Genomic DNA, 18,376 nt, shown 5'->3' on the forward strand with positions numbered 1-18,376 from the left:
CCCAGCACGTCCACGCCGAAACCGACCACGCCCTGGGTGAAGCCGGACTTGGCGTCGAGGATGAAACTCTGGGTCCATTCCTCGGCTTTGCCTTGGGCATTGTTCGGGTTGGTGAAGTTGCGGTTGAAGTAAGCGTTGCGCAGGTTCAGCGTGGCCTTGGCATCATCGACGAAGCCTTCGGCGCTGGCGGTCATGGGCAGAAACGCCGCAAGGCTGCTGCAACCGAGCAGTATCAGGGCGGGGCTGGTGTTGAGAAGGGTACGGCGGTTTGGACGGTTGTCGGGCGAAAAACGGACACGTGTGCTCACTATGACGCTCCCTACTTTTTTGTTGTTTTTATTTGTCATACGTCGTCGTACAACGTGTTGGGGATTATTTGGAAGCGGCTGCTCGTTGTCAACTGGCCATTATCGGAATTATCCAACTTGAGGGCGCTTCAAAATGAGGCATTTCAATGGTCGTCACCGATCGAGGTCAAGATCGCAGGCCGTGGCGCCGGGCGAATCCGTGGCTTGAGAATAGCGATGAGGGCGATTGGTTGTGCGATGACTGGTCTAAGACATTAGTCGAATGTCCCCCCCGATCAGAAGGCTTGTGATCGTTCCCACGCTCTGCGTGGTAATGCATCCCGTGACGCTCTGCGTCACCTTCCAGAAGCGGAACGCGGAGCGTCCCTGGCGGCGTTCCCACGCGGAGCGTGAGGAACGATCTTCCACCGCCGCCGCACCCTTATCGTTCCCACGCTCTGCGTGGTAATGCATCCCGTGACGCTCTGCGTCACCTTCCAGAAGCGGAACGCGGAGCGTCCCTGGCGGCATTCCCACGCGGAGCGTGAGGAACGATCTTCCACCGCCGCCGCACCCTGATCGTTCCCACGCTCTGCGTGGTAATGCATCCCGTGACGCTCTGCGTCACCTTCCAGAGCGGAACGCGGAGCGTCCCTGGCGGCATTCCCACGCGGAGCGTGAGGAACGATCTTCCACCGCCGCCGCAGCCTGATCGTTCCCACGCTCTGCGTGGTAATGCATCCCGTGACGCTCTGCGTCACCTTCCAGAGCGGAACGCGGAGCGTCCCTGGCGGCATTCCCACGCAGGAGCGTGAGGAACGATCTTCCACCGCCGCCGCACCCTTATCGTTCCCACGCTCTGCGTGGTAATGCATCCCGTGACGCTCTGCGTCACCTTCCAGAAGCGGAACGCGGAGCGTCCCTGGCGGCATTCCCACGCGGAGCGTGAGGAACGATCTTCCACCGCCGCCGCAGCCTGATCGTTCCCACGCTCTGCGTGGTAATGCATCCCGTGACGCTCTGCGTCACCTTCCAGAAGCGGAACGCGGAGCGTCCCTGGCGGCATTCCCACGCAGGAGCGTGGGAACGATCAATCAAGATCAAAAGATCGCAGGCTTCGCCAGCTCCCACAGGGATCCCCAGTGTTTTCAGAAGTGGGTGAATGCTAGTCTTGGTCAACGCTGTTGCCAGGGAGCCCTCATGGGCAATCACAAGATCGAGATTCGTCGCAGTAACGTCGAGAAAATCCTGTTGGCCGCCGAGAAGGTCTTTGCCGAGAAAGGCTTCGGCAGCACCGCCATGGCCGACATCGCCGCCGAAGTGCAATTGCCTCGTTCCAACCTGCATTACTACTTCAGCACCAAGAGCGAACTGTACAGCGCCGTGCTGTTCGATCTGCTGGAGGTCTGGAAGCAGGACGCCTTGTGCTTCGAAATGTTCGACGACCCACGGGTGGTGCTCAGCAGCTACATCCGCGCCAAGATGAACCACTCCCGCAGCCGGCCCTACGGCTCGAAGGTCTGGGCCAACGAAATCATCCACGGCGCCCCGACGCTGGGCCAGGCGCTGGACGCCAGCCTCTATGACTGGGCGAAGATGAAGGAAGCGAAAATCCGCCAGTGGGTGGAGGATAAACGCATCCTCCCGGTGGAGCCTTCAAGCCTGCTCTACATGATCTGGGCCTCGACCCAGCATTACGCCGACTTCGACCACCAGATCAACATCCTCAACGACCACCAGCCACTGTCGGACATGCAGTTCGAGCGGGCGGTGCAGACGGTGACCAGTGTGATTTTGCGGGGGATCGGGTTGGAGCCTTGAGGTTTTGTGGTGAAGCGGATGGCCTCATCGCGAGCAAGCTCGCTCCCACATTGGATTTGTGGTGAACATAAATTTTGTGTTCACAACCGGTCCCCTGTGGGAGCGAGCTTGCTCGCGATGGCGCCAGTCCAGGCACCCTAACCCTCAGACAGTGACATGATAGGGATTACGCGGATCATGGTTCCAATCCAGGAACGGCTTGCCGGTATCCACCGTCACCATCTCGATGCAGTCCTGCACCGGGCAGGTGATCTGGCACAGGTTGCAGCCCACGCACTCTTCATCGATCACTTCATATTTATGCGTGCCGTCAGCCTGCTTGAGGCTGGCGATGGCCTGGTGTGAGGTGTCCTCGCAGGCGATGTGGCAGCGCCCGCATCCGATGCAGGCCTGCTGATCGATCTTGGCGATGACCTGATAGTTGATGTCCAGGTACTTCCAGTCGGTGGTGTTGCCCACCGCGCGACCGGAGAACGCTTGCAGGTTGGCGTGGCCCTGACTGTCCATCCAGCGCGACAGGCCGTCCTTCATCTCTTCGACGATGCGGAAACCATGCAGCATCGCCGCCGTGCAGACCTGCACCGCACCGCTGCCCAGGGCGATGAATTCGGCGGCGTCGCGCCAACTGCCGATGCCACCGATGCCGCAGATCGGCAGGCCTTGAGTCTGCGGGTCACGGGCGATTTCGGCGACCATGTTCAGCGCGATCGGCTTGACCGCCGAGCCGCAATAACCGCCATGGGTGCTCTGGCTGCCGACGCTGGGCAGGGCGACCATGCGGTCCAGATCGACGCTGGTGATGGAGTTGATGGTGTTGATCAACGACACCGCATCCGCCCCACCGCGATGGGCTGCCCGGGCGGCTACGCGGATGTCGGTGATGTTCGGCGTGAGCTTGACGATCACTGGCAGCGAACAATAAGTCTTGCACCAGCGGGTCACCTGCTCGACGTACTCCGGCACCTGGCCGACCGCCGCGCCCATGCCGCGTTCCGGCATGCCGTGGGGGCAGCCGAAGTTCAGCTCGATGCCGTCGGCGCCGGTGGCCTCCACCAAGGGCAGGATGCGTTTCCAGGATTCTTCGACGCAGGGCACCATCAGCGACACGATCAACGCCCGGTCCGGCCAGTCCTTTTTCACCTGGGTGATTTCCCGCAGGTTGATCTCCAGCGAACGGTCGGTGATCAGCTCGATGTTATTGATGCCCAGCACTTCGCGATTGGCACCGTAGTGGGCCGAGTAACGCGAGGACACGTTCACCGCCGCCGGATCCTCTCCGAGGGTTTTCCAGACCACGCCACCCCAGCCGGCCTCGAAGGCACGGACCACGTTGTAGGCCTTGTCGGTGGGCGGCGCGGAGGCCAGCCAGAATGGGTTGGGCGCTTTGATGCCGGCGAAGACAATCGACAGATCGGCCATTTACGCAGCCTCCACATTGAGCATCAGTTGAGCGTTGATCGCCTCGGCGGCGAGCTTGCCGTGCTGCACGGCCTGCACAGTGAGGTCCTGGTCCAGGCTGGTGCAGTCGCCGCCGGCATAGACGCCGGGAATGCTGGTGCGCAGGTTTTCGTCCACCAAAATCCGCCCGTCCTGGCGCTTGAGTTCCCGGGCCAGCGGATCCACCAGCGCGTTGTCGTCGAAGGCTTGGCCGATGGCTTTGAAAATGGCGTCGGCGGGCAGGTCGAAGGTGTCGGTGCCAATGACCAGCCGACCGTTCTCCAGATGCGTGCGAGAGAAGCGCATGCCGCACACATGCCCGGCGGCATCGAGCAACACCTGTTGCGGTTGGGCCCAGGTCAGCAGGCGCACCTGATTGGCCTTGGCGATGTCCTGCTCGTGCAAGGTGGCCCCCATGTCTTCAAGGCCGCGACGGTAGACCAGATTGACGTCCCGGGCGCCGAGGCGAGCCATTTGCACGGCCATGTCGATGGCGGTGTTGCCGGCGCCGAGGACGATGCAACGGTCGGCCAGGGGCAACTGGCTGAGGTCATCGGCCTGGCGCAGTTCGCGGATGTACTCGGTGGCGGCCAGCAGCCCTGGCGCTTGTTCGTCACTCAGGCCCAGTTGTTTGCTGGCGGCCAGGCCGAGGCCGAGGAACACTGCGTCGAACTGCTGGTGCAGGTCGCTCAGGCTCAGGTTCTCGCCGAGTTTCTGGCCGTGGCGGATTTCGATGCCGCCGATCTCCAACAGGAAGTCCAGTTCACGTTGGGCGTAATCGTCCACCAGTTTGTACTTGGCGATCCCGTATTCGTTGAGGCCGCCGGCTTTCTCCCGGGCTTCGAACATCACCACCTCATGGCCGTGCATTGCGCTGCGATGCGCACACGACAACCCCGCCGGCCCGGCCCCGACCACGGCGATGCGCTTGCCGGTGGCGGCGGCCCGCTGGAAGGGGTGTTCGCTGAAGTGGGCGTTGTCCACGGCATAGCGCTGCAACGAGCCGATCAGCACGGGTGCGCATTCCTGGGCGTTGTTGCGCACGCAGGCTTGCTGGCAAAGGACCTCGGTGGGACAGACCCGAGCGCAACTGCCGCCGAGGATGTTGGCCGAAAGAATCTTCTGCGCCGCGCCTTGGACGTTGTCCTGGTGGATGTTGCGAATGAACGAAGGAATGTCGATTTCGCTTGGGCAAGCATTCACACACGGCGCGTCGTAGCAGTACAGGCACCGGGAGGCTTCCAGGTGGGCCTGGCGCGCGTTGAGTGGCGGAGCCAGGTCGCTGAAGCGAGCGGCGAGGGTGGCCGGGTCTTCCTGGGAATGGGGGAGGTGACTCAAGGGCTGGATCATGGAGTGGGCCTCACGGTGTTTGAGGTGCTGCCTCTGGTGGGCAGTGGTTTTTCGGGTGCCTCGATCGTTCCCACGCTCCGCGTGGGAATGCAGCCCGGGACGCTCTGCGTCCCAAAGCGGAACGCGGAGCGTCCCCAGAGGCATTCCCACGCAGAGCGTGGGAACGATCCTGGGGTCAGCGTTTCACGGCGGTTGGCTTATTCAACTCCGCCCGCTTGCTCAGCAAATCGAACACCGCCGGATACGCCGGCCGTTCGATGTAGCGCCCGGCGCCGCGCTCGGCTCGCAAGTCGCCGTCGGCCCAGACCAGCCGACCCTGGCTGATGGTGTGGCTGGGCACGCCGCGCACGGTCTTGCCTTCGAAGATGTTGAAGTCCACTTGCTGGTGGTGGGTCTTGGCGGAAATCGTGCGACTGCCTTGTGGGTCCCAGAGCACCAGGTCGGCATCGGCGCCGACGCGGATCGCCCCCTTGCGTGGGTAGAGGTTGAAGATCTTCGCGGTGTTGGTGGAGGTGAGGGCGACGAAGTTCTGCATCGACAATTTGCCGCTGTTGACCCCTTCGTCCCAGAGCACCGCCATGCGGTCTTCGATACCGGCGGTGCCGTTGGGGATCTTGCTGAAGTCGTCACGCCCGGCGGCTTTCTGTTCGGCGCAGAAACAGCAGTGGTCGGTGGCGGTGGTGTGCAGGTTGCCGGACTGCAAGCCGTGCCAGAGCGCCTCCTGGTGCCCGCGCGGGCGGAAGGGCGGGCTCATCACGTAGCCGGCTGCGGTCTGCCAGTCCGGGTCGCGATAGACGCTGTCGTCCAGCAACAGATGCCCGGCGAGTACTTCACCGTAGACCGGTTGGCCCTTGCTGCGGGCGTAGGTGATTTCATCCAGTGCTTCCTTGGTGGACACGTGTACCAGGTACAGCGGCGTGCCCAGGGTTTCGGCGATGCGGATGGCGCGGCTCGCGGCTTCGCCTTCCACTTGCGAAGGGCGCGACAACGGATGGGCTTCGGGCCCGGTGATGCCCTGGGCCAGCAACTTGCGTTGCAGGTGATAGACCAGCTCGCCGTTCTCCGCGTGCACGGTGGGCACCGCGCCCAGTTCCAGGCAGCGCTCGAAGCTCGCCACCAAAGTGTCGTCGGCGGCCATGATTGCGTTCTTGTAGGCCATGAAGTGCTTGAAGCTGTTCACGCCGTGATGATTGACCAGCTCGGCCATTTCTTCGCGGACGTGCTCGCTCCACCAAGTGATGGCCACGTGAAAACCGTAGTCGCTGGCGCTTTTCTCGGCCCAGCCACGCCATTGATGAAAGGCTTCCATCAGCGATTGCTGGGGGTTGGGAATCACGAAATCGATGATCGATGTAGTGCCCCCGGCCAAGCCCGCCGCCGTGCCGCTGAAGAAGTCTTCACTGGCGACTGTGCCCATGAACGGCAACTGCATGTGCGTATGGGGGTCGATGCCGCCGGGCATCAGGTACTGGCCGCTGCCATCGAGCACTTCGACGCCGGCCGGAACATCCAGGTTTTCACCAATGGCCTTGATCACGCCGTCGGCACACAACACATCGGCGCGGTAACTTTCATCATGGGTAATAACGGTGGCACCACGGATCAACAGAGACATTCCGAGTTCCTCGCAGGCATGACCGACTGTTGCCGGTTCTTTATGTTTTATCGATCACGGTTATTAAGTGACGACGTCGTGCAGACTTGTATTCTTGTCACGACTGTCAGGATTAGACGCTAGCTGGAGTTATTGAAATGATCAAGATTATTTTTTATAAGCTTATTCAGTTGTTAAGTAATTGAAATTAAAGAATTAAATTTTAAAATCACCAAAATGGTGAGCCTGCTCACCATTTTGACGCACTTGACAGGATCGTTATTTGAGCGAGATTTGTCATGGTAAATCAGCGGCTTGAAAGCGCTTGAAGTGCGGCCCAGACACCTCGCCTTGATTCGGGGTGCACCACTTTGAATCTCGAACTCGACAGGACGTACAGGTCATCTAGCCTCAAGTCGATGAGCACAAAGTGAAGCAGGGCGGTTAAATGGCTTTAAATCTTTAGATATCAAATGTTTGAGAAGGTTATATCGATCGTCCGGTCAGCTCGGCGCGTTATTCGGCACGGTTATTGAGTGCTGTCGTGGTCTGGCGGGGTGGTCGGTAGCACGCGTGCAAGTACTCCGGCCATCGCCAGTCGATGAGCAAAAATAATGAAAACAGTGGAGCGGACATGACCAGATCAACAGTGACTGAGCGCGACGGGTTGTTCGAGCTTGAAGCCGGCAGCGACGTCCTCGACAGCCCCCGTTATAACCACGACATCGCGCCGACCAAGGTGCACGAGAGAACCTGGAACAAATGGCACATCACCGCATTGTGGGTGGGCATGGCGATCTGCGTGCCGACCTACACCCTCGGCGGCGTGCTCACCGCCTATTTCGGCTTGACGGTGGGCGAGGCGCTGCTGGCGATTCTGTTTGCCAACATCATCGTGCTGATCCCCCTGACCCTGAATGCCTTTGCCGGAACCAAGTACGGCATTCCGTTTCCAGTGCTGTTGCGCTCATCCTTCGGCGTGATTGGCTCCAACGTGCCGTGCCTGATTCGCGCCCTGGTGGCCTGTGGCTGGTTCGGCATCCAGACCATGTTCGGCGGGTTGGCGATCCACCTGTTTCTTGGTTCGGTGTTCGAAGGCTGGAAGAGTCTGGGTGGCACCGGCGAAGTGATCGGCTTCATGGTGTTCTGGGTCATCAACCTGTGGGTGGTGCTGCGCGGTGCCGAGTCGATCAAGTGGCTGGAAACCTTGTCTGCGCCACTGCTGGTGCTGGTGGGGGCGGGGCTGTTGGTGTGGGCGTTGCCCAATGTCTCGTTGACTGAGCTGATGGCGGTCCCGGCCAAACGCCCAGAAGGCGCCGGCGTGACCAGCTATTTCCTGGCCGGGCTGACGGCCATGGTCGGTTTCTGGGCCACGCTGTCGTTGAACATTCCGGACTTCAGCCGTTACGCCAAGAGCCAGAAAGACCAGATCGTGGGGCAGATCATCGGCCTGCCGTTGACCATGTTCCTGTTCGCTTCCCTCGGCGTGGTCATGACCGCGGCCTCGGAAAAACTGGTGGGGGTGACCGTCTCCGACCCGGTGACCTTGATCGGGCACATCCAGAGCCCGGTGTGGGTGGCCCTGGCCATGGTGCTGATCATCGTCGCCACGCTCTCGACCAACACCGCCGCCAATATTGTCTCGCCCACCAACGACTTCCAGAACCTGGCGCCGAAACTGATCGGCCGCACCAAGGCGGTGATGCTCACCGGGTTGGTGGGGCTGGCGCTGATGGCCCACGAGCTGCTGAAGAAACTTGGCCTGATCGTGTCCGAGGTCAGCCTCGAGTCGGTCTATTCCAACTGGCTGCTGGGTTATTCGAGCCTGCTGGGGCCGATTGCCGGGATCATGGTGGTGGATTATTTCCTGATCAAGAAACAGCAGCTGGACCTGGCCGGGCTGTACCGCGACGACGTTTACCCGGCGTGGAACTGGAACGGCTTCATTGCCTTCGGCGTGCCGGTGGTGCTGACGCTGCTGTCCCTGGGCAGCGATGCGTTCAGCTGGTTCTACAGCTACGGCTGGTTCACCGGCTCGGCGCTGGGCGGGGTGATTTATTACGGGTTGTGCAGTATGCGAGCAAGCCCGTCCGTTGCCAAAACAGCGGTGTGAAGGAGGGCCTCATCGCGAGCAAGCTCGCTCCCACACTGGATTTGGGTGGATGCAGATCCCCTGTGGGAGCGAGCTTGCTCGCGATGGCGGCCTCAAGTACACCAAAAACATGCCTGGAAAAATGGAGATCCCCATGAACGCAGCCATCGACGTTCTGCAATCCACCCATCAGCACATCAACCGCGATCGCCTGTGGCAATCGCTCATGGACCTGGCCCAGCTCGGTGCCACGGTCAAGGGCGGGGTGTGCCGATTGGCCCTGACCGACCTCGACCGCCAGGCCCGCGACCTGTTCGTGCAATGGACCCAGGCGGCGGGCTGTACCGTCAGCATCGATGCGGTGGGCAATATTTTCGCCCGTCGCCCGGGGCGCAATCCGAACCTGCCGCCGGTAATGACCGGTAGCCACATCGATACCCAGCCCACCGGTGGCAAGTTCGACGGCTGCTTTGGCGTGCTCTCCGGGCTGGAGGTGCTGCGCACCCTCAATGACCTGAACATCGAAACCGAAGCACCGCTGGAAGTGGTGGTGTGGACCAACGAAGAGGGCTCGCGTTTCGCCCCGTGCATGATGGGCTCCGGTGTGTTCGCGGAAAAATTCACCCTCGAAGAAACCCTCGCCAAGGTCGACGCCGAAGGCATCACCGTTGGTCAGGCGCTCAATGCCATCGGCTATGCCGGTTCGCGCCCGGTCAGTGGGCATCCGGTGGGGGCGTATTTCGAGGCGCACATCGAGCAGGGGCCGATCCTCGAAGACGAAGGCAAGACCATCGGCGTGGTAATGGGCGCGCTGGGGCAGAAGTGGTTCGACCTGACGTTGTGCGGCGTCGAAGCCCACGCCGGCCCGACCCCGATGCACCTGCGCAAGGACGCCCTGGTGGGCGCCTCGATCATCGTCGGCGCCGTCAACCGCGCCGCCTTGGGTCATCAACCCCATGCCTGCGGCACGGTCGGTTGCCTGCAAGCCTATCCGGGATCGCGCAATGTCATCCCCGGCGAAGTGCGCATGACCCTGGACTTTCGTCACCTGGAACCGGCGCGGCTGGATTCGATGATCGCCGAGGTCAAGCAGGTGATCGAAGACACCTGCCAGCAACACGGCCTGACCTTCGATTTGAAACCCACGGCCGACTTCCCGCCGCTGTATTTCGACAAGGGCTGCGTCGACGCCGTACGCGGCGCTGCCCAAGGGCTGGGCCTGTCCCACCTGGACATCGTCAGCGGCGCTGGCCATGACGCGATCTTCCTAGCCGAACTGGGCCCGGCCGGGATGATCTTCGTCCCCTGCGAAGGCGGCATCAGCCACAACGAAATCGAAAACGCCGCCCCGGACGACCTCGCCGCCGGTTGCGCGGTGCTGCTGCGAGCGATGCTGGCCGCCTCACAAGCGATTGCCGAGGGGCGCATGGCGGCGTGAAGGGCCGATGCACTATTGCAAACCCATGTGGTCGTAACCTTCAACGCATCCATGCTTGAAACCTACTGACTACATGGAGACCCAATGAATCAGCAAGTCCCGACCACCGATACCAACCGTCGTCAATTGCTGCAGATCATTGCCGGACTGTCCGACGGGGTGATGTTGATCGAGGTCGACCAGACCATTGCCTGGGCCAACGCGGCGGCCTTGGCGATGCATGGGGTCAAGGACCTCAGTGAGCTGGGCACCACGGCCAGGCAATACGCCCGGCGTTTCAATCTGCGTTATCGCAACAACCACCCGCTGAGCGACGACAACTACCCCATCGCCCGGGTTGCCCGTGGCGATGAGTTCAGCGATGTGCTGGTGGAAGTCACGCCCCAGGCCGACCCGGATCGCACCTGGGTGCATCGGATCCGCAGCATGGTGCTGGCCGACCGCAACGGCGAACCGGAGCTTCTCGTGCTGATCCTCAGCGATGCCACCGAATGGGCCAGCGCCGAGCAGCGCTTCGAGAAAACCTTCGGGGCCAACCCGGCACCGGCGGTGATCTGTCGCCTCAGTGACCTGCGTTATATCAAGGTCAATCCGGGGTTCCTGGAGATGACCGGCTACAGCCGCGAGCAGGTGATCGGGCGTTCGGTGTATGAGCTTGATGTGCTTGAAGCCGCCGAAAGACGCGACCTGGCCATTGAGCGCCTGGGGCAGGGCGCGACCATTCCGCAAATGCAGGCCGAGTTGAAATTGCCCGACGGCACCACCAAGCAGGTGATCGTCGCCGGCCAGCCGCTGGACCTGCACGACGAAGACTGCATGCTGTTTTCCTTCATGGATATGGAGCCGCGACGCAAGGCAGAAACCGCGCTGCGCCAGAGCGAGGAACGCTTTGCCAAGTCGTTCCGCCTGTCGCCCGTACCCACCCTGGTGTGCAGCGCCGAACAGCAGTTGCTGGAAATCAATGAGGCGTTTCTCCAGACCACCGGTTACGCCAGCGAAGAACTGTTGGGCAAAACCGTGGAGGAAATCGGCTTTCTCGACAAGGATGCCAGCGCCGCGCTGTTTGCCCGGTTGGAAAAGGCTGCCGCTGTTTCAAGTATCGACGTCAAGGTGCACAAGAAGGGCGGCGAACTCATCGACTGTGAGGTCGCTGCCGATACGGTGGTCATCCAGGACAAGCCTTGCTATCTGCTGGTGCTGATGAACATCACCGAGCGCAAACGCTCGGAGCTGGAGCTGGTGGCGGCGATCGAGGAGGTGATGAAAGACGCTTCCTGGTTCAGTCGGACCCTGATTGAAAAATTGGCTAACGTGAAGAGCATCAACGCCCAGGTGCCCAGTGTGTCATTCACCGAGCTGACGGCCCGGGAGCGCGACGTGCTGGGGCTGATTTGCGAAGGCCTGGCAGACAAGGAAATCGCCGCGCGCCTGAAGCTGGCGCCCAATACCGTGCGCAATCACGTCGCTACGCTGTATTCGAAACTGGATGTCCATAGCCGCAGCGAGGCGATTGTCTGGGCACGGGAGCGGGGTTTGTTCGCTAACGAATGGCGAATGAAGGCACCATGATAGCCAGTGCAAATGCACCGGACATGCTGGTGCAAATTCGGGTTTTGCATGGGGGTTCGGTTCCTTAGGCTGTCAGTGTGCGACATCGTCTGTGATGTCGCGTCCCCACGAAACAGTCAAGGAATACGCCACAATGTGCAGTGAACCAACCCAGTATGAGCGCGACAGGATGCCTATGCGGACCAGGAGGTCGGCGCTGTCCACCGTTCATTTGCGCCCCCGGGGCTGAGGTGCATCGCATGACCCATCTGGCCCCTTTGCGTGCCCGCCTCGAAGAAAGCTTTACGCCGCTGGCTTGCGAATGCAGCCTCAATGGCGACGGCACTCTCACCGTGCGTTTGTATCACCGTGAAAGCGGGGAGGTAGACCTGGTGGTGAGTGGCATGAGTGTCGACAGCGTCCGGTCGGAAGAGAGCATCGCAAAGCTGATCGACGAGCTGCGCTATGAGCTTGAGAACATCCCGTTGCATCGCGGTGACCCGGCATAAATAAAGACCAGGCACCTCAACCTCTGTAGGAGCTGGCGAAGCCTGCGATCTTTTGATCTTGGTCTTTCGCTCTTGACTCAATTGTCTGGGGAAAGATCGCAGCCTCGTTGCACTCGACAGCTCCTACACGGCCGATCGGGACAAGAGGCCTTGCTACAACAATGTCCCCCGGCAATCGAGCACCAAGCGCGCGCCGCCGTGTTCGCAGCTGCCCACCTCCAGCGTGAACCCATGCAGATTGACGATCGCCGCGACGATCGACAGGCCCAGGCCGAATCCGCCGTGCTGGCTGCTGCCCTCGGCACGGTAGAAGCGGCGAAACACGGCCTTGCGCTCCGCCTCGGGGATGCCCGGGCCCGAATCGAGCACTTCGATGCGGGTGCTGTCGCCCTGATCGACCCCACGCAGGATCACCGTGCCTCCCGGCGGGGTGAACTTGATGGAGTTGCTCAGCAGGTTCGACACGGCCTCGAACAACAATGCCCGGTCGCCGTTGAGCAGGGGCAGCGCATCAGGCACCTCGAGGATGAAGGACAGTTCGCCTTCCTCGGCCAGCGGCAGGTAAAAGTCATGCAGCTCCTGCAATAACTGCAACGGGTCGAGGCGCACGAAGCCCGAGCGCCGCTGCTGGTCTTCCAGCTCGGAAATCCGCAATAACCCCCGAAACCGTGCCATCAGGGTGTCGGTCTCGGCGATCACCTGGTCCATTTGCAAGGCCTCGGGCGAGCCGTCCGGCGCTTGCTGCTGAATGCGATAAAGTTGGGCACGCAGACGCGTCAATGGGGTGCGCAGGTCATGGGCGATGTTATCGCACACGCCCTTGACCTCATTCATCAAGCGTTCGATGCGGTCGAGCATGGCATTGACGATCGCCGCCAGCATGTCCAGTTCGTCGCGCCGGCTCGACAGCGGCAGGCGATGGGTCAGGTCGCCGGCAACGATGGCTTCGGCACTGGCCTGCAGTTTGCGAATCCGCTGCAACGGGCGCCGACGCAGCAGATGCCAGCCGGCGATACCCGGCAGGACCGTCAGCGATACACCCCAGAATAGCGCGTGCAAGATGATGCGGGTCACGGCGAACAGCGAGCCATTGTCCCGCGCCAGCACCAGCCAGCGGCCGTCCTGGGTCCGGGTCGCCACCGCGTCACAACTGTCGGAGGGCACGCTCGGGTCGTCGGAATCGACGCAACCGCCGAGCATGTGGATCTTGCCGTCCAACGGCAGGTCCGACGGGATCCGCATGATCGGTCCGCTCAAGTGGCGAAGTTGCGGATCGAACAGCCCGTAGGCGTCGACGCCGCGCTCGTCCAGCGTCAGGCTGGCCATGAGCGCATCTTCCAGTTGATCGCCATGGATCCGGGCAAACAGGTGCTGGCGCTGCATCAGGGAGTGCTTGGCCAGGCTATCGAGGTAGCCAAACACTTCGTAATACATCACCCCCATCAGGATCGCGCTCCAGATCACGAACAGCGAACTGTACAGCGCCAGCAGGCGGCTGCTGGAGGAGCGCCAGCCTTTAGCAGGGTTCAGCAATGACATAGCCGGAACCCCGTACCGTGCGAATCAGCGGTTCCAGGCCCGGCGGGTCGATTTTCTTGCGCAGGCGGCCGATGTGGACATCGATCAGGTTGGTGCCGGGGTCGAAGTGATAGCCCCAGACTTCCTCGAAAATCATCATGCGCGAGAGGATCTGCCCACTGTTGCGCATCAGGAATTCGAGCAGCTTGTATTCGGTGGGCAGCAGGCTGAGCAGTTGCCCGTTGCGGCTGGCTTCGCGGCTGATCAGGTTCAGCTCCAGATCGGCTACCCGCAGCACGGTTTCCGGCTCGCGGGCGCCATTGTTGCGCCGCAGCAGCACTTCGACCCGGGCGGCCATTTCGTCGGTGGCGAACGGCTTGGTCAGGTAATCATCGCCGCCGGCCCGCAGGCCACGGACCCGCTCGTCCACGTCGGAGAGGGCGCTGATCATCAGGATCGGCGTGGCCACGCCCATGGTGCGCAGCGTGGTGACGATCACCAGGCCGTCGAGCTCGGGCAGCATGCGGTCGAGGGTTATCAGGTCGTAGTCGCCGCTCACCGCCCGTTCCAGGCCTTCGCGGCCGTTGTCGACCCAATCGACGTCCAGGCCGTTGCGGGTCAGCTCGGCGACGATTTCACGGGCGGTCACGGCGTCGTCTTCGATGGTCAGGATGCGGTTCATGGGCGGTACCGTGTGGGGAAGTTGGTGCTATTGCGCAGCATTCTGCCAAAAAATACCTGTCGGCTTTCTGAAAAAAAGTTCATGAGCCGGCGAGCGGTTTCGCTGGCCTGGATCAACACTTGGTCACAAATAATCCCTAACATAAATTTCGTGCGCACTATCATGTGGCGTCCGTTGCCCTGTTTTGGCGCGCTGCCGCTGCAGGGTACTGATGCGAACCGGTGATGGTGCGCCGCAAGGAGCCGAGCCCCCCACAGAATCTTCAAGGAAGAGCCGTATGATGCAACCTTCAGACCTTCTACGCCGAAAATTCGATATCCAGCCGCTGGCACAGGCCGACATGACGGTGCGCCTGGACGGGCAGGCTGTCAGCGCTGCCCACGGTGAAACAGTCCTCACCGTCATCCAGGCCCTGGGTCAGCGCCAGGTGGCCCGCAACGATCACGACCAGATCAGCGGCGCATACTGCGGCATGGGCGTGTGCCAATGCTGCCTGGTCAGGATCGACGGTCGCCACAAGCGCCGCGCCTGCCAGACCCTGGTACGCCCTGGCATGCAGATCGAAACCCGGGTCAACCGCATCCCCGAAACGGAGGCGCCATGAGCCTCGATCCGGTGATTGTCGGCGGTGGGCCGGCGGGCATGGCCGCGGCCATTGAACTGGCCTCCCACGGCGTGCGCTGCACCTTGCTCGAAGAAGCACCGCGACTGGGTGGCGTGGTGTATCGCGGACCGTTGCGCGATGGCGTGCGCCTGGATTACCTGGGCCCGCGCTACAGCGAAGCCCTGGAGAAACTCCACGGTGAATTCCAGCAACACGCCGGCCTGATCGACGTGCGATTGAGCAGCCGGGTCATCGGTGCCGAAGGCTTCCGGGCGCTGATGCTGCTGGACGCCGACGAGCGCCTGGGCGAGGTCGCCTATTCCCATCTGGTCCTGGCGGCCGGTTGTCACGAGCGCAGCGTGCCGTTTCCTGGCTGGACCCTGCCAGGCGTGATGATGCTTGGCGGCCTGCAATTGCAGATCAAGAGCGGTGTGGTCAAGCCGCCGAGCCCGGTGGTGATCGCTGGCACCGGTCCGTTGTTGCCGCTGGTGGCTTGCCAACTGCACGCATCGGGCGTGGCGGTGGCGGGTGTGTATGAGGCCTGTGCGTTCGGCCGGATCGCCAAGGAAAGCCTGGCGTTGCTGAACAAGCCGCAACTGTTCCTCGACGGCCTGAGCATGCTGGCCTACCTCAAGCTCAATCGCATTCCCGTGCGCTATGGCTGGGGCGTGGTGCAGGCTGACGGCGAGGGTGAGTTGAGCGTCGTTACCGTCGCGCCTTATTCCACGACCTGGGAACCCGACCTCAAGCGCGCGGAACAGGTACCGGCGCAGACGCTGGCGGTCGGCTACGGGTTTATCCCGCGGACTCAATTGAGCCAGCAAATGGGCCTGGAGCACGGTTTCAGCGACGACGGCTATTTGCGGGCCGTGTCCGATGCCTGGCAACAAAGCAGCGAAGCGCACATTCACCTGGCCGGCGACATGGGCGGGATTCGCGGCGGTGAAGCGGCCATGCTGAGTGGACGCATCGCGGCGCTGTCGATCCTGATGCAACGCAACGTGCTGGATCCGTCCACGGCCCTGGCGCACCGCGAACGCTACCAGGCGCAACTGGAGCGGATCATTCGCTTTCGCGCCGCCGTGGATCGCTACACCCAGCGTGGCGCCGGGCAAACCGCATTGCCGGCCGCCGATACGGTGATCTGCCGCTGCGAGCACACCACCCGCGCCGACATCGACCGGGCGCTGGAGCAAGGCGTGCAGGACATGGCCAGCCTGAAGATGCGCACCCGCGTGAGCATGGGCGATTGCCAGGGGCGGATGTGCGTCGGCTACTGCAGCGACCGCTTGCGCGAGGCCACCGGGCGTGCCGACGTGGGCTGGCTGCGGCCGCGTTTCCCCATCGATCCGATTCCCTTTTCAGCGTTCCAGAACGTCGGCATGGAGGCCGTTTCCCATGATTAAGAATTATGACGTGGTCATCGCCGGTGGCGGTGTGATCGGGGCCTCCTGTGCCTATCAACTGTCCAAGCGCAAGCACCTGAAAGTCGCCCTGATCGACGCCAAGCGTCCCGGCAACGCGACCCGTGCGTCGGCCGGTGGCCTGTGGGCCATTGGCGAGTCGGTGGGCCTGGGTTGCGGGGTGATCTTCTTTCGCATGATGTCGGCCAACCGCAAGCGCCAGACCCAGGGCGCCGCAGTGGCGGTGGACGCCAGCACGCCGCACATCCTGCCCCAGTCGTTCTTTGATTTCGCCTTGCAGTCCAACGCAATGTATCCGCAGTTGCACCGCGAGCTGATCGACAACCACGGCATGGATTTCAAGTTCGAGGAGACCGGGCTAAAGTTCGTGATCTACGACGATGAAGACCGTTTGTACGCCGAGCACATCGTCGCCTGCATTCCCCACCTGGCAGACCAGGTGCGCTGGCTGGACCAGGCTGCCCTGCGTGAGGCGGAACCGAATGTCAGCCATGAAGCCCTGGGGGCGCTGGAGTTTCTCTGCGATCATCAGGTCAGTCCGTTCCGTCTGGCCGACGCCTACACCGAAGGCGCCCGGCAGAACGGTGTCGACCTGTTCTTCAACACCAGCGTGACCGAGGTACTGCGCAGCGGCACGCGGGTGACAGGCGTGAAAACCGCCGAGGCGGGGACGTTCAACTGCCGGACCCTGATCAACGCGGCCGGTGCCTGGGCGGCGGACCTGAGTGAGCAGGCCACTGGCGTGCGGATTCCGGTCAAGCCGGTCAAGGGGCAGATCCTGTTGACCGAGCGCATGCCGAAGATCCTCAATGGCTGCCTGACCACCAGCGACTGCTATGTGGCGCAGAAAGACAACGGTGAAATCCTTATTGGCAGCACCACTGAAGACAAAGGCTTCGACGTGACCACGACCTATCCGGAGATCGAAGGGTTGGTGCAAGGCGCGGTGCGCTGTATCCCGCAGTTGGTCGACATCAACCTGAAGCGAACCTGGGCCGGCCTGCGCCCGGGGTCTCCTGATGAGTTGCCGATCCTGGGGCCGATGCGCGGAGTGGAGGGTTATCTCAATGCCTGCGGGCATTTCCGCACCGGCATCCTGACCTCGGCCATCACCGGGGTACTGCTGGATAAACTGGTGAACAACGAACCGTTGCCGCTGGATATCACGCCGTTCCTGGAAGATCGCTTCGAGGTGGCGCCGACAGTAAAGCCCCAGGAAATGGAACTGGCCTGAAGAAATTCAGTGGGGAACACATATCCCACAGTCACCCGAAAACAAACTGTGTGCGAGCCTGTGGGAGCAAAGCTTGCTCGCGATAGCGGTATGCCAGTCAACATTGTTGCTGGATGATCCAGCGCTATCGCGAGCAAGCTTTGCTCCCACAGGTACTCTGGTTACCCCCAGGTTTTTTTGTTCACAGCCGGTTATTCCATCGGCGTACTGACAAACGCCTCCAACCCTTCGGCATAGGCGGTAAACGCGCTGATCAACGGGAAAGCCTTGCCTTGCACCTGGTCCGGCACCACCAGGTTGGTGAAGCTCCAGGCCACTGCCACGGTGATGCCGGCCTGATCGAGGTTGCCATCAGTGCCCAGCGGCTGTTTCTCCAGTTCCTGCTCCAGCATTCCATAAGCCGCCGCCAGTTGGCCTTCCACGCGTTCAACCCAAGGCGCGTGCTGGATCTCCGTTGGCCGCAGGTTGCGTTCGTAGTAGATCTGCACCGACTTCTCACAGGCCGCCAAGGCCAATCCAATCAGGCGCAGTGAGCGCACCCGTTGTCCAAGGTCGGCCGGCATCAAGCTTTTCCCCGGCGCGGCCAAGGCCTCCAGGTAATCGATGATCAATGTGGAGTCCATCAGTACGTTGCCATCGTCCAGCACCAGGGTCGGGGCCTTGACCACCGGGTTGATGTGCTGGAACTGTTCGAAATGCCTGAACACCGAAACGGACTCGTGCTCCAGGGGAACCCCCAGGCATTTGGCGGAAATGGCGACGCGTCGCACGTAGGGCGAGTCCAGCATGCCGATCAATCTCATGGCTTCTCCTTCAGCGTTTTATCGGTGGGCGCGGC

The 18,376-nt window shown here is 61.9% G+C and carries 15 protein-coding genes; 8 read left to right on the forward strand and 7 right to left on the reverse strand.

The window, feature by feature from the left end; translation table 11 throughout:
* A partial coding sequence (locus tag F7R20_RS25905; protein WP_151180619.1) for an OprD family outer membrane porin occupies positions 1 to 308 on the reverse strand: 308 nt, incomplete at its 3' end.
* Positions 309 to 1,487: 1,179 nt separating this feature from the next.
* On the opposite strand from F7R20_RS25905, the gene F7R20_RS25910 reads away from it, so the two are divergent.
* On the forward strand, positions 1,488 to 2,108 hold the full coding sequence (locus F7R20_RS25910) for a TetR/AcrR family transcriptional regulator (RefSeq protein WP_003202912.1): 621 nt from the start codon (positions 1,488 to 1,490) through the stop codon (positions 2,106 to 2,108).
* Positions 2,109 to 2,252: 144 nt separating this feature from the next.
* Here F7R20_RS25910 and preA read toward each other — a convergent pair whose 3' ends face one another.
* The 3 genes from preA to hydA all read right to left on the reverse strand — a co-directional run bounded on the left by preA (position 2,253) and on the right by hydA (position 6,510).
* Positions 2,253 to 3,527 carry an NAD-dependent dihydropyrimidine dehydrogenase subunit PreA gene (gene preA, locus F7R20_RS25915; protein WP_003202911.1) on the reverse strand — a complete coding sequence of 425 codons (1,275 nt, stop codon included), beginning with the start codon at positions 3,525 to 3,527 and terminating at the stop codon, positions 2,253 to 2,255.
* Positions 3,528 to 4,895 (reverse strand): NAD(P)-dependent oxidoreductase, encoded by a 1,368-nt coding sequence (locus F7R20_RS25920; protein WP_003202910.1) that lies wholly within the window; start codon positions 4,893 to 4,895, stop codon positions 3,528 to 3,530.
* 175 nt (positions 4,896 to 5,070) lie between these two features.
* Positions 5,071 to 6,510 carry a dihydropyrimidinase gene (gene hydA, locus F7R20_RS25925; protein ID WP_003202909.1) on the reverse strand — a complete coding sequence of 480 codons (1,440 nt, stop codon included), beginning with the start codon at positions 6,508 to 6,510 and terminating at the stop codon, positions 5,071 to 5,073.
* Positions 6,511 to 7,123: 613 nt separating this feature from the next.
* Between hydA and F7R20_RS25930 the strand changes: the two genes are divergently transcribed.
* From F7R20_RS25930 to F7R20_RS25945, 4 genes are all read left to right on the forward strand, one after another.
* Positions 7,124 to 8,602, forward strand: a complete 1,479-nt coding sequence (locus F7R20_RS25930) for an NCS1 family nucleobase:cation symporter-1 (protein WP_003202908.1) — start codon at positions 7,124 to 7,126, stop codon at positions 8,600 to 8,602.
* A 133-nt stretch (positions 8,603 to 8,735) separates the two neighbouring features.
* A complete protein-coding gene (locus F7R20_RS25935) occupies positions 8,736 to 10,019 on the forward strand; it encodes a Zn-dependent hydrolase (RefSeq protein WP_003202906.1) in 1,284 nt (427 codons plus the stop codon).
* A gap of 84 nt (positions 10,020 to 10,103) precedes the next feature.
* Positions 10,104 to 11,588, forward strand: coding sequence for a helix-turn-helix transcriptional regulator (locus F7R20_RS25940; protein ID WP_003202904.1), 1,485 nt, complete (start codon positions 10,104 to 10,106; stop codon positions 11,586 to 11,588).
* Between the two features lie 239 nt (positions 11,589 to 11,827).
* Positions 11,828 to 12,076: a DUF1652 domain-containing protein gene (locus F7R20_RS25945; RefSeq protein ID WP_003202901.1), complete on the forward strand. Its 249-nt coding sequence runs from the start codon at positions 11,828 to 11,830 to the stop codon at positions 12,074 to 12,076.
* A gap of 153 nt (positions 12,077 to 12,229) precedes the next feature.
* On the opposite strand, the gene F7R20_RS25950 is transcribed toward F7R20_RS25945, so the two are convergent.
* Together F7R20_RS25950 and F7R20_RS25955 are read right to left on the reverse strand one after the other, a co-directional pair.
* On the reverse strand, positions 12,230 to 13,615 hold the full coding sequence (locus F7R20_RS25950; RefSeq protein ID WP_003202899.1) for a sensor histidine kinase: 1,386 nt from the start codon (positions 13,613 to 13,615) through the stop codon (positions 12,230 to 12,232).
* Positions 13,593 to 14,276: a response regulator transcription factor gene (locus F7R20_RS25955; protein ID WP_003202897.1), complete on the reverse strand. Its 684-nt coding sequence runs from the start codon at positions 14,274 to 14,276 to the stop codon at positions 13,593 to 13,595. Before F7R20_RS25955 ends, F7R20_RS25950 begins: the two co-directional genes overlap by 23 nt.
* 277 nt (positions 14,277 to 14,553) lie before the next feature.
* Here F7R20_RS25955 and hcnA point away from each other — a divergent pair, with 277 nt between their 5' ends.
* Genes hcnA through hcnC form a run of 3 tightly spaced genes read left to right on the forward strand, consistent with a single transcriptional unit; the run spans position 14,554 to position 17,538 of the window.
* Entirely contained in the window at positions 14,554 to 14,880 is a 327-nt protein-coding gene (gene hcnA / locus F7R20_RS25960) for a cyanide-forming glycine dehydrogenase subunit HcnA (RefSeq protein ID WP_003202893.1), read from the forward strand.
* Positions 14,877 to 16,286 carry a cyanide-forming glycine dehydrogenase subunit HcnB gene (gene hcnB / locus F7R20_RS25965; protein ID WP_003202891.1) on the forward strand — a complete coding sequence of 470 codons (1,410 nt, stop codon included), beginning with the start codon at positions 14,877 to 14,879 and terminating at the stop codon, positions 16,284 to 16,286. Before hcnA ends, hcnB begins: the two co-directional genes overlap by 4 nt.
* On the forward strand, positions 16,279 to 17,538 hold the full coding sequence (gene hcnC / locus F7R20_RS25970) for a cyanide-forming glycine dehydrogenase subunit HcnC (protein ID WP_003202889.1): 1,260 nt from the start codon (positions 16,279 to 16,281) through the stop codon (positions 17,536 to 17,538). The genes hcnB and hcnC overlap by 8 nt, the downstream gene beginning before the upstream one ends.
* 191 nt (positions 17,539 to 17,729) lie before the next feature.
* On the opposite strand, the gene F7R20_RS25980 is transcribed toward hcnC, so the two are convergent.
* Positions 17,730 to 18,341, reverse strand: coding sequence for a glutathione S-transferase (locus F7R20_RS25980; RefSeq protein ID WP_003202887.1), 612 nt, complete (start codon positions 18,339 to 18,341; stop codon positions 17,730 to 17,732).
* Positions 18,342 to 18,376: the final 35 nt, after the last annotated feature.

Source organism: Pseudomonas brassicacearum subsp. brassicacearum, assembly GCF_008801605.1.
GTDB classification, from domain to species: Bacteria; Pseudomonadota; Gammaproteobacteria; order Pseudomonadales; family Pseudomonadaceae; genus Aquipseudomonas; species Aquipseudomonas brassicacearum.

Bases quoted from the DNA above. Each gene is read 5' to 3' on its own strand.
- F7R20_RS25920 (WP_003202910.1), bottom strand. From the start codon at position 4,895: ATGATCCAGCCCTTGAGTCACCTCCCCCATTCCCAGGAAGACCCGGCC.
- hcnC (WP_003202889.1), top strand. From the start codon at position 16,279: ATGATTAAGAATTATGACGTGGTCATCGCCGGTGGCGGTGTGATCGGG.
- hcnB (WP_003202891.1), top strand. From the start codon at position 14,877: ATGAGCCTCGATCCGGTGATTGTCGGCGGTGGGCCGGCGGGCATGGCC.
- F7R20_RS25955 (WP_003202897.1), bottom strand. From the start codon at position 14,276: ATGAACCGCATCCTGACCATCGAAGACGACGCCGTGACCGCCCGTGAA.
- F7R20_RS25945 (WP_003202901.1), top strand. From the start codon at position 11,828: ATGACCCATCTGGCCCCTTTGCGTGCCCGCCTCGAAGAAAGCTTTACG.
- F7R20_RS25930 (WP_003202908.1), top strand. From the start codon at position 7,124: ATGACCAGATCAACAGTGACTGAGCGCGACGGGTTGTTCGAGCTTGAA.
- hcnA (WP_003202893.1), top strand. From the start codon at position 14,554: ATGATGCAACCTTCAGACCTTCTACGCCGAAAATTCGATATCCAGCCG.
- F7R20_RS25910 (WP_003202912.1), top strand. From the start codon at position 1,488: ATGGGCAATCACAAGATCGAGATTCGTCGCAGTAACGTCGAGAAAATC.
- F7R20_RS25940 (WP_003202904.1), top strand. From the start codon at position 10,104: ATGAATCAGCAAGTCCCGACCACCGATACCAACCGTCGTCAATTGCTG.
- F7R20_RS25980 (WP_003202887.1), bottom strand. From the start codon at position 18,341: ATGAGATTGATCGGCATGCTGGACTCGCCCTACGTGCGACGCGTCGCC.
- hydA (WP_003202909.1), bottom strand. From the start codon at position 6,510: ATGTCTCTGTTGATCCGTGGTGCCACCGTTATTACCCATGATGAAAGT.
- F7R20_RS25950 (WP_003202899.1), bottom strand. From the start codon at position 13,615: ATGTCATTGCTGAACCCTGCTAAAGGCTGGCGCTCCTCCAGCAGCCGC.
- F7R20_RS25935 (WP_003202906.1), top strand. From the start codon at position 8,736: ATGAACGCAGCCATCGACGTTCTGCAATCCACCCATCAGCACATCAAC.
- preA (WP_003202911.1), bottom strand. From the start codon at position 3,527: ATGGCCGATCTGTCGATTGTCTTCGCCGGCATCAAAGCGCCCAACCCA.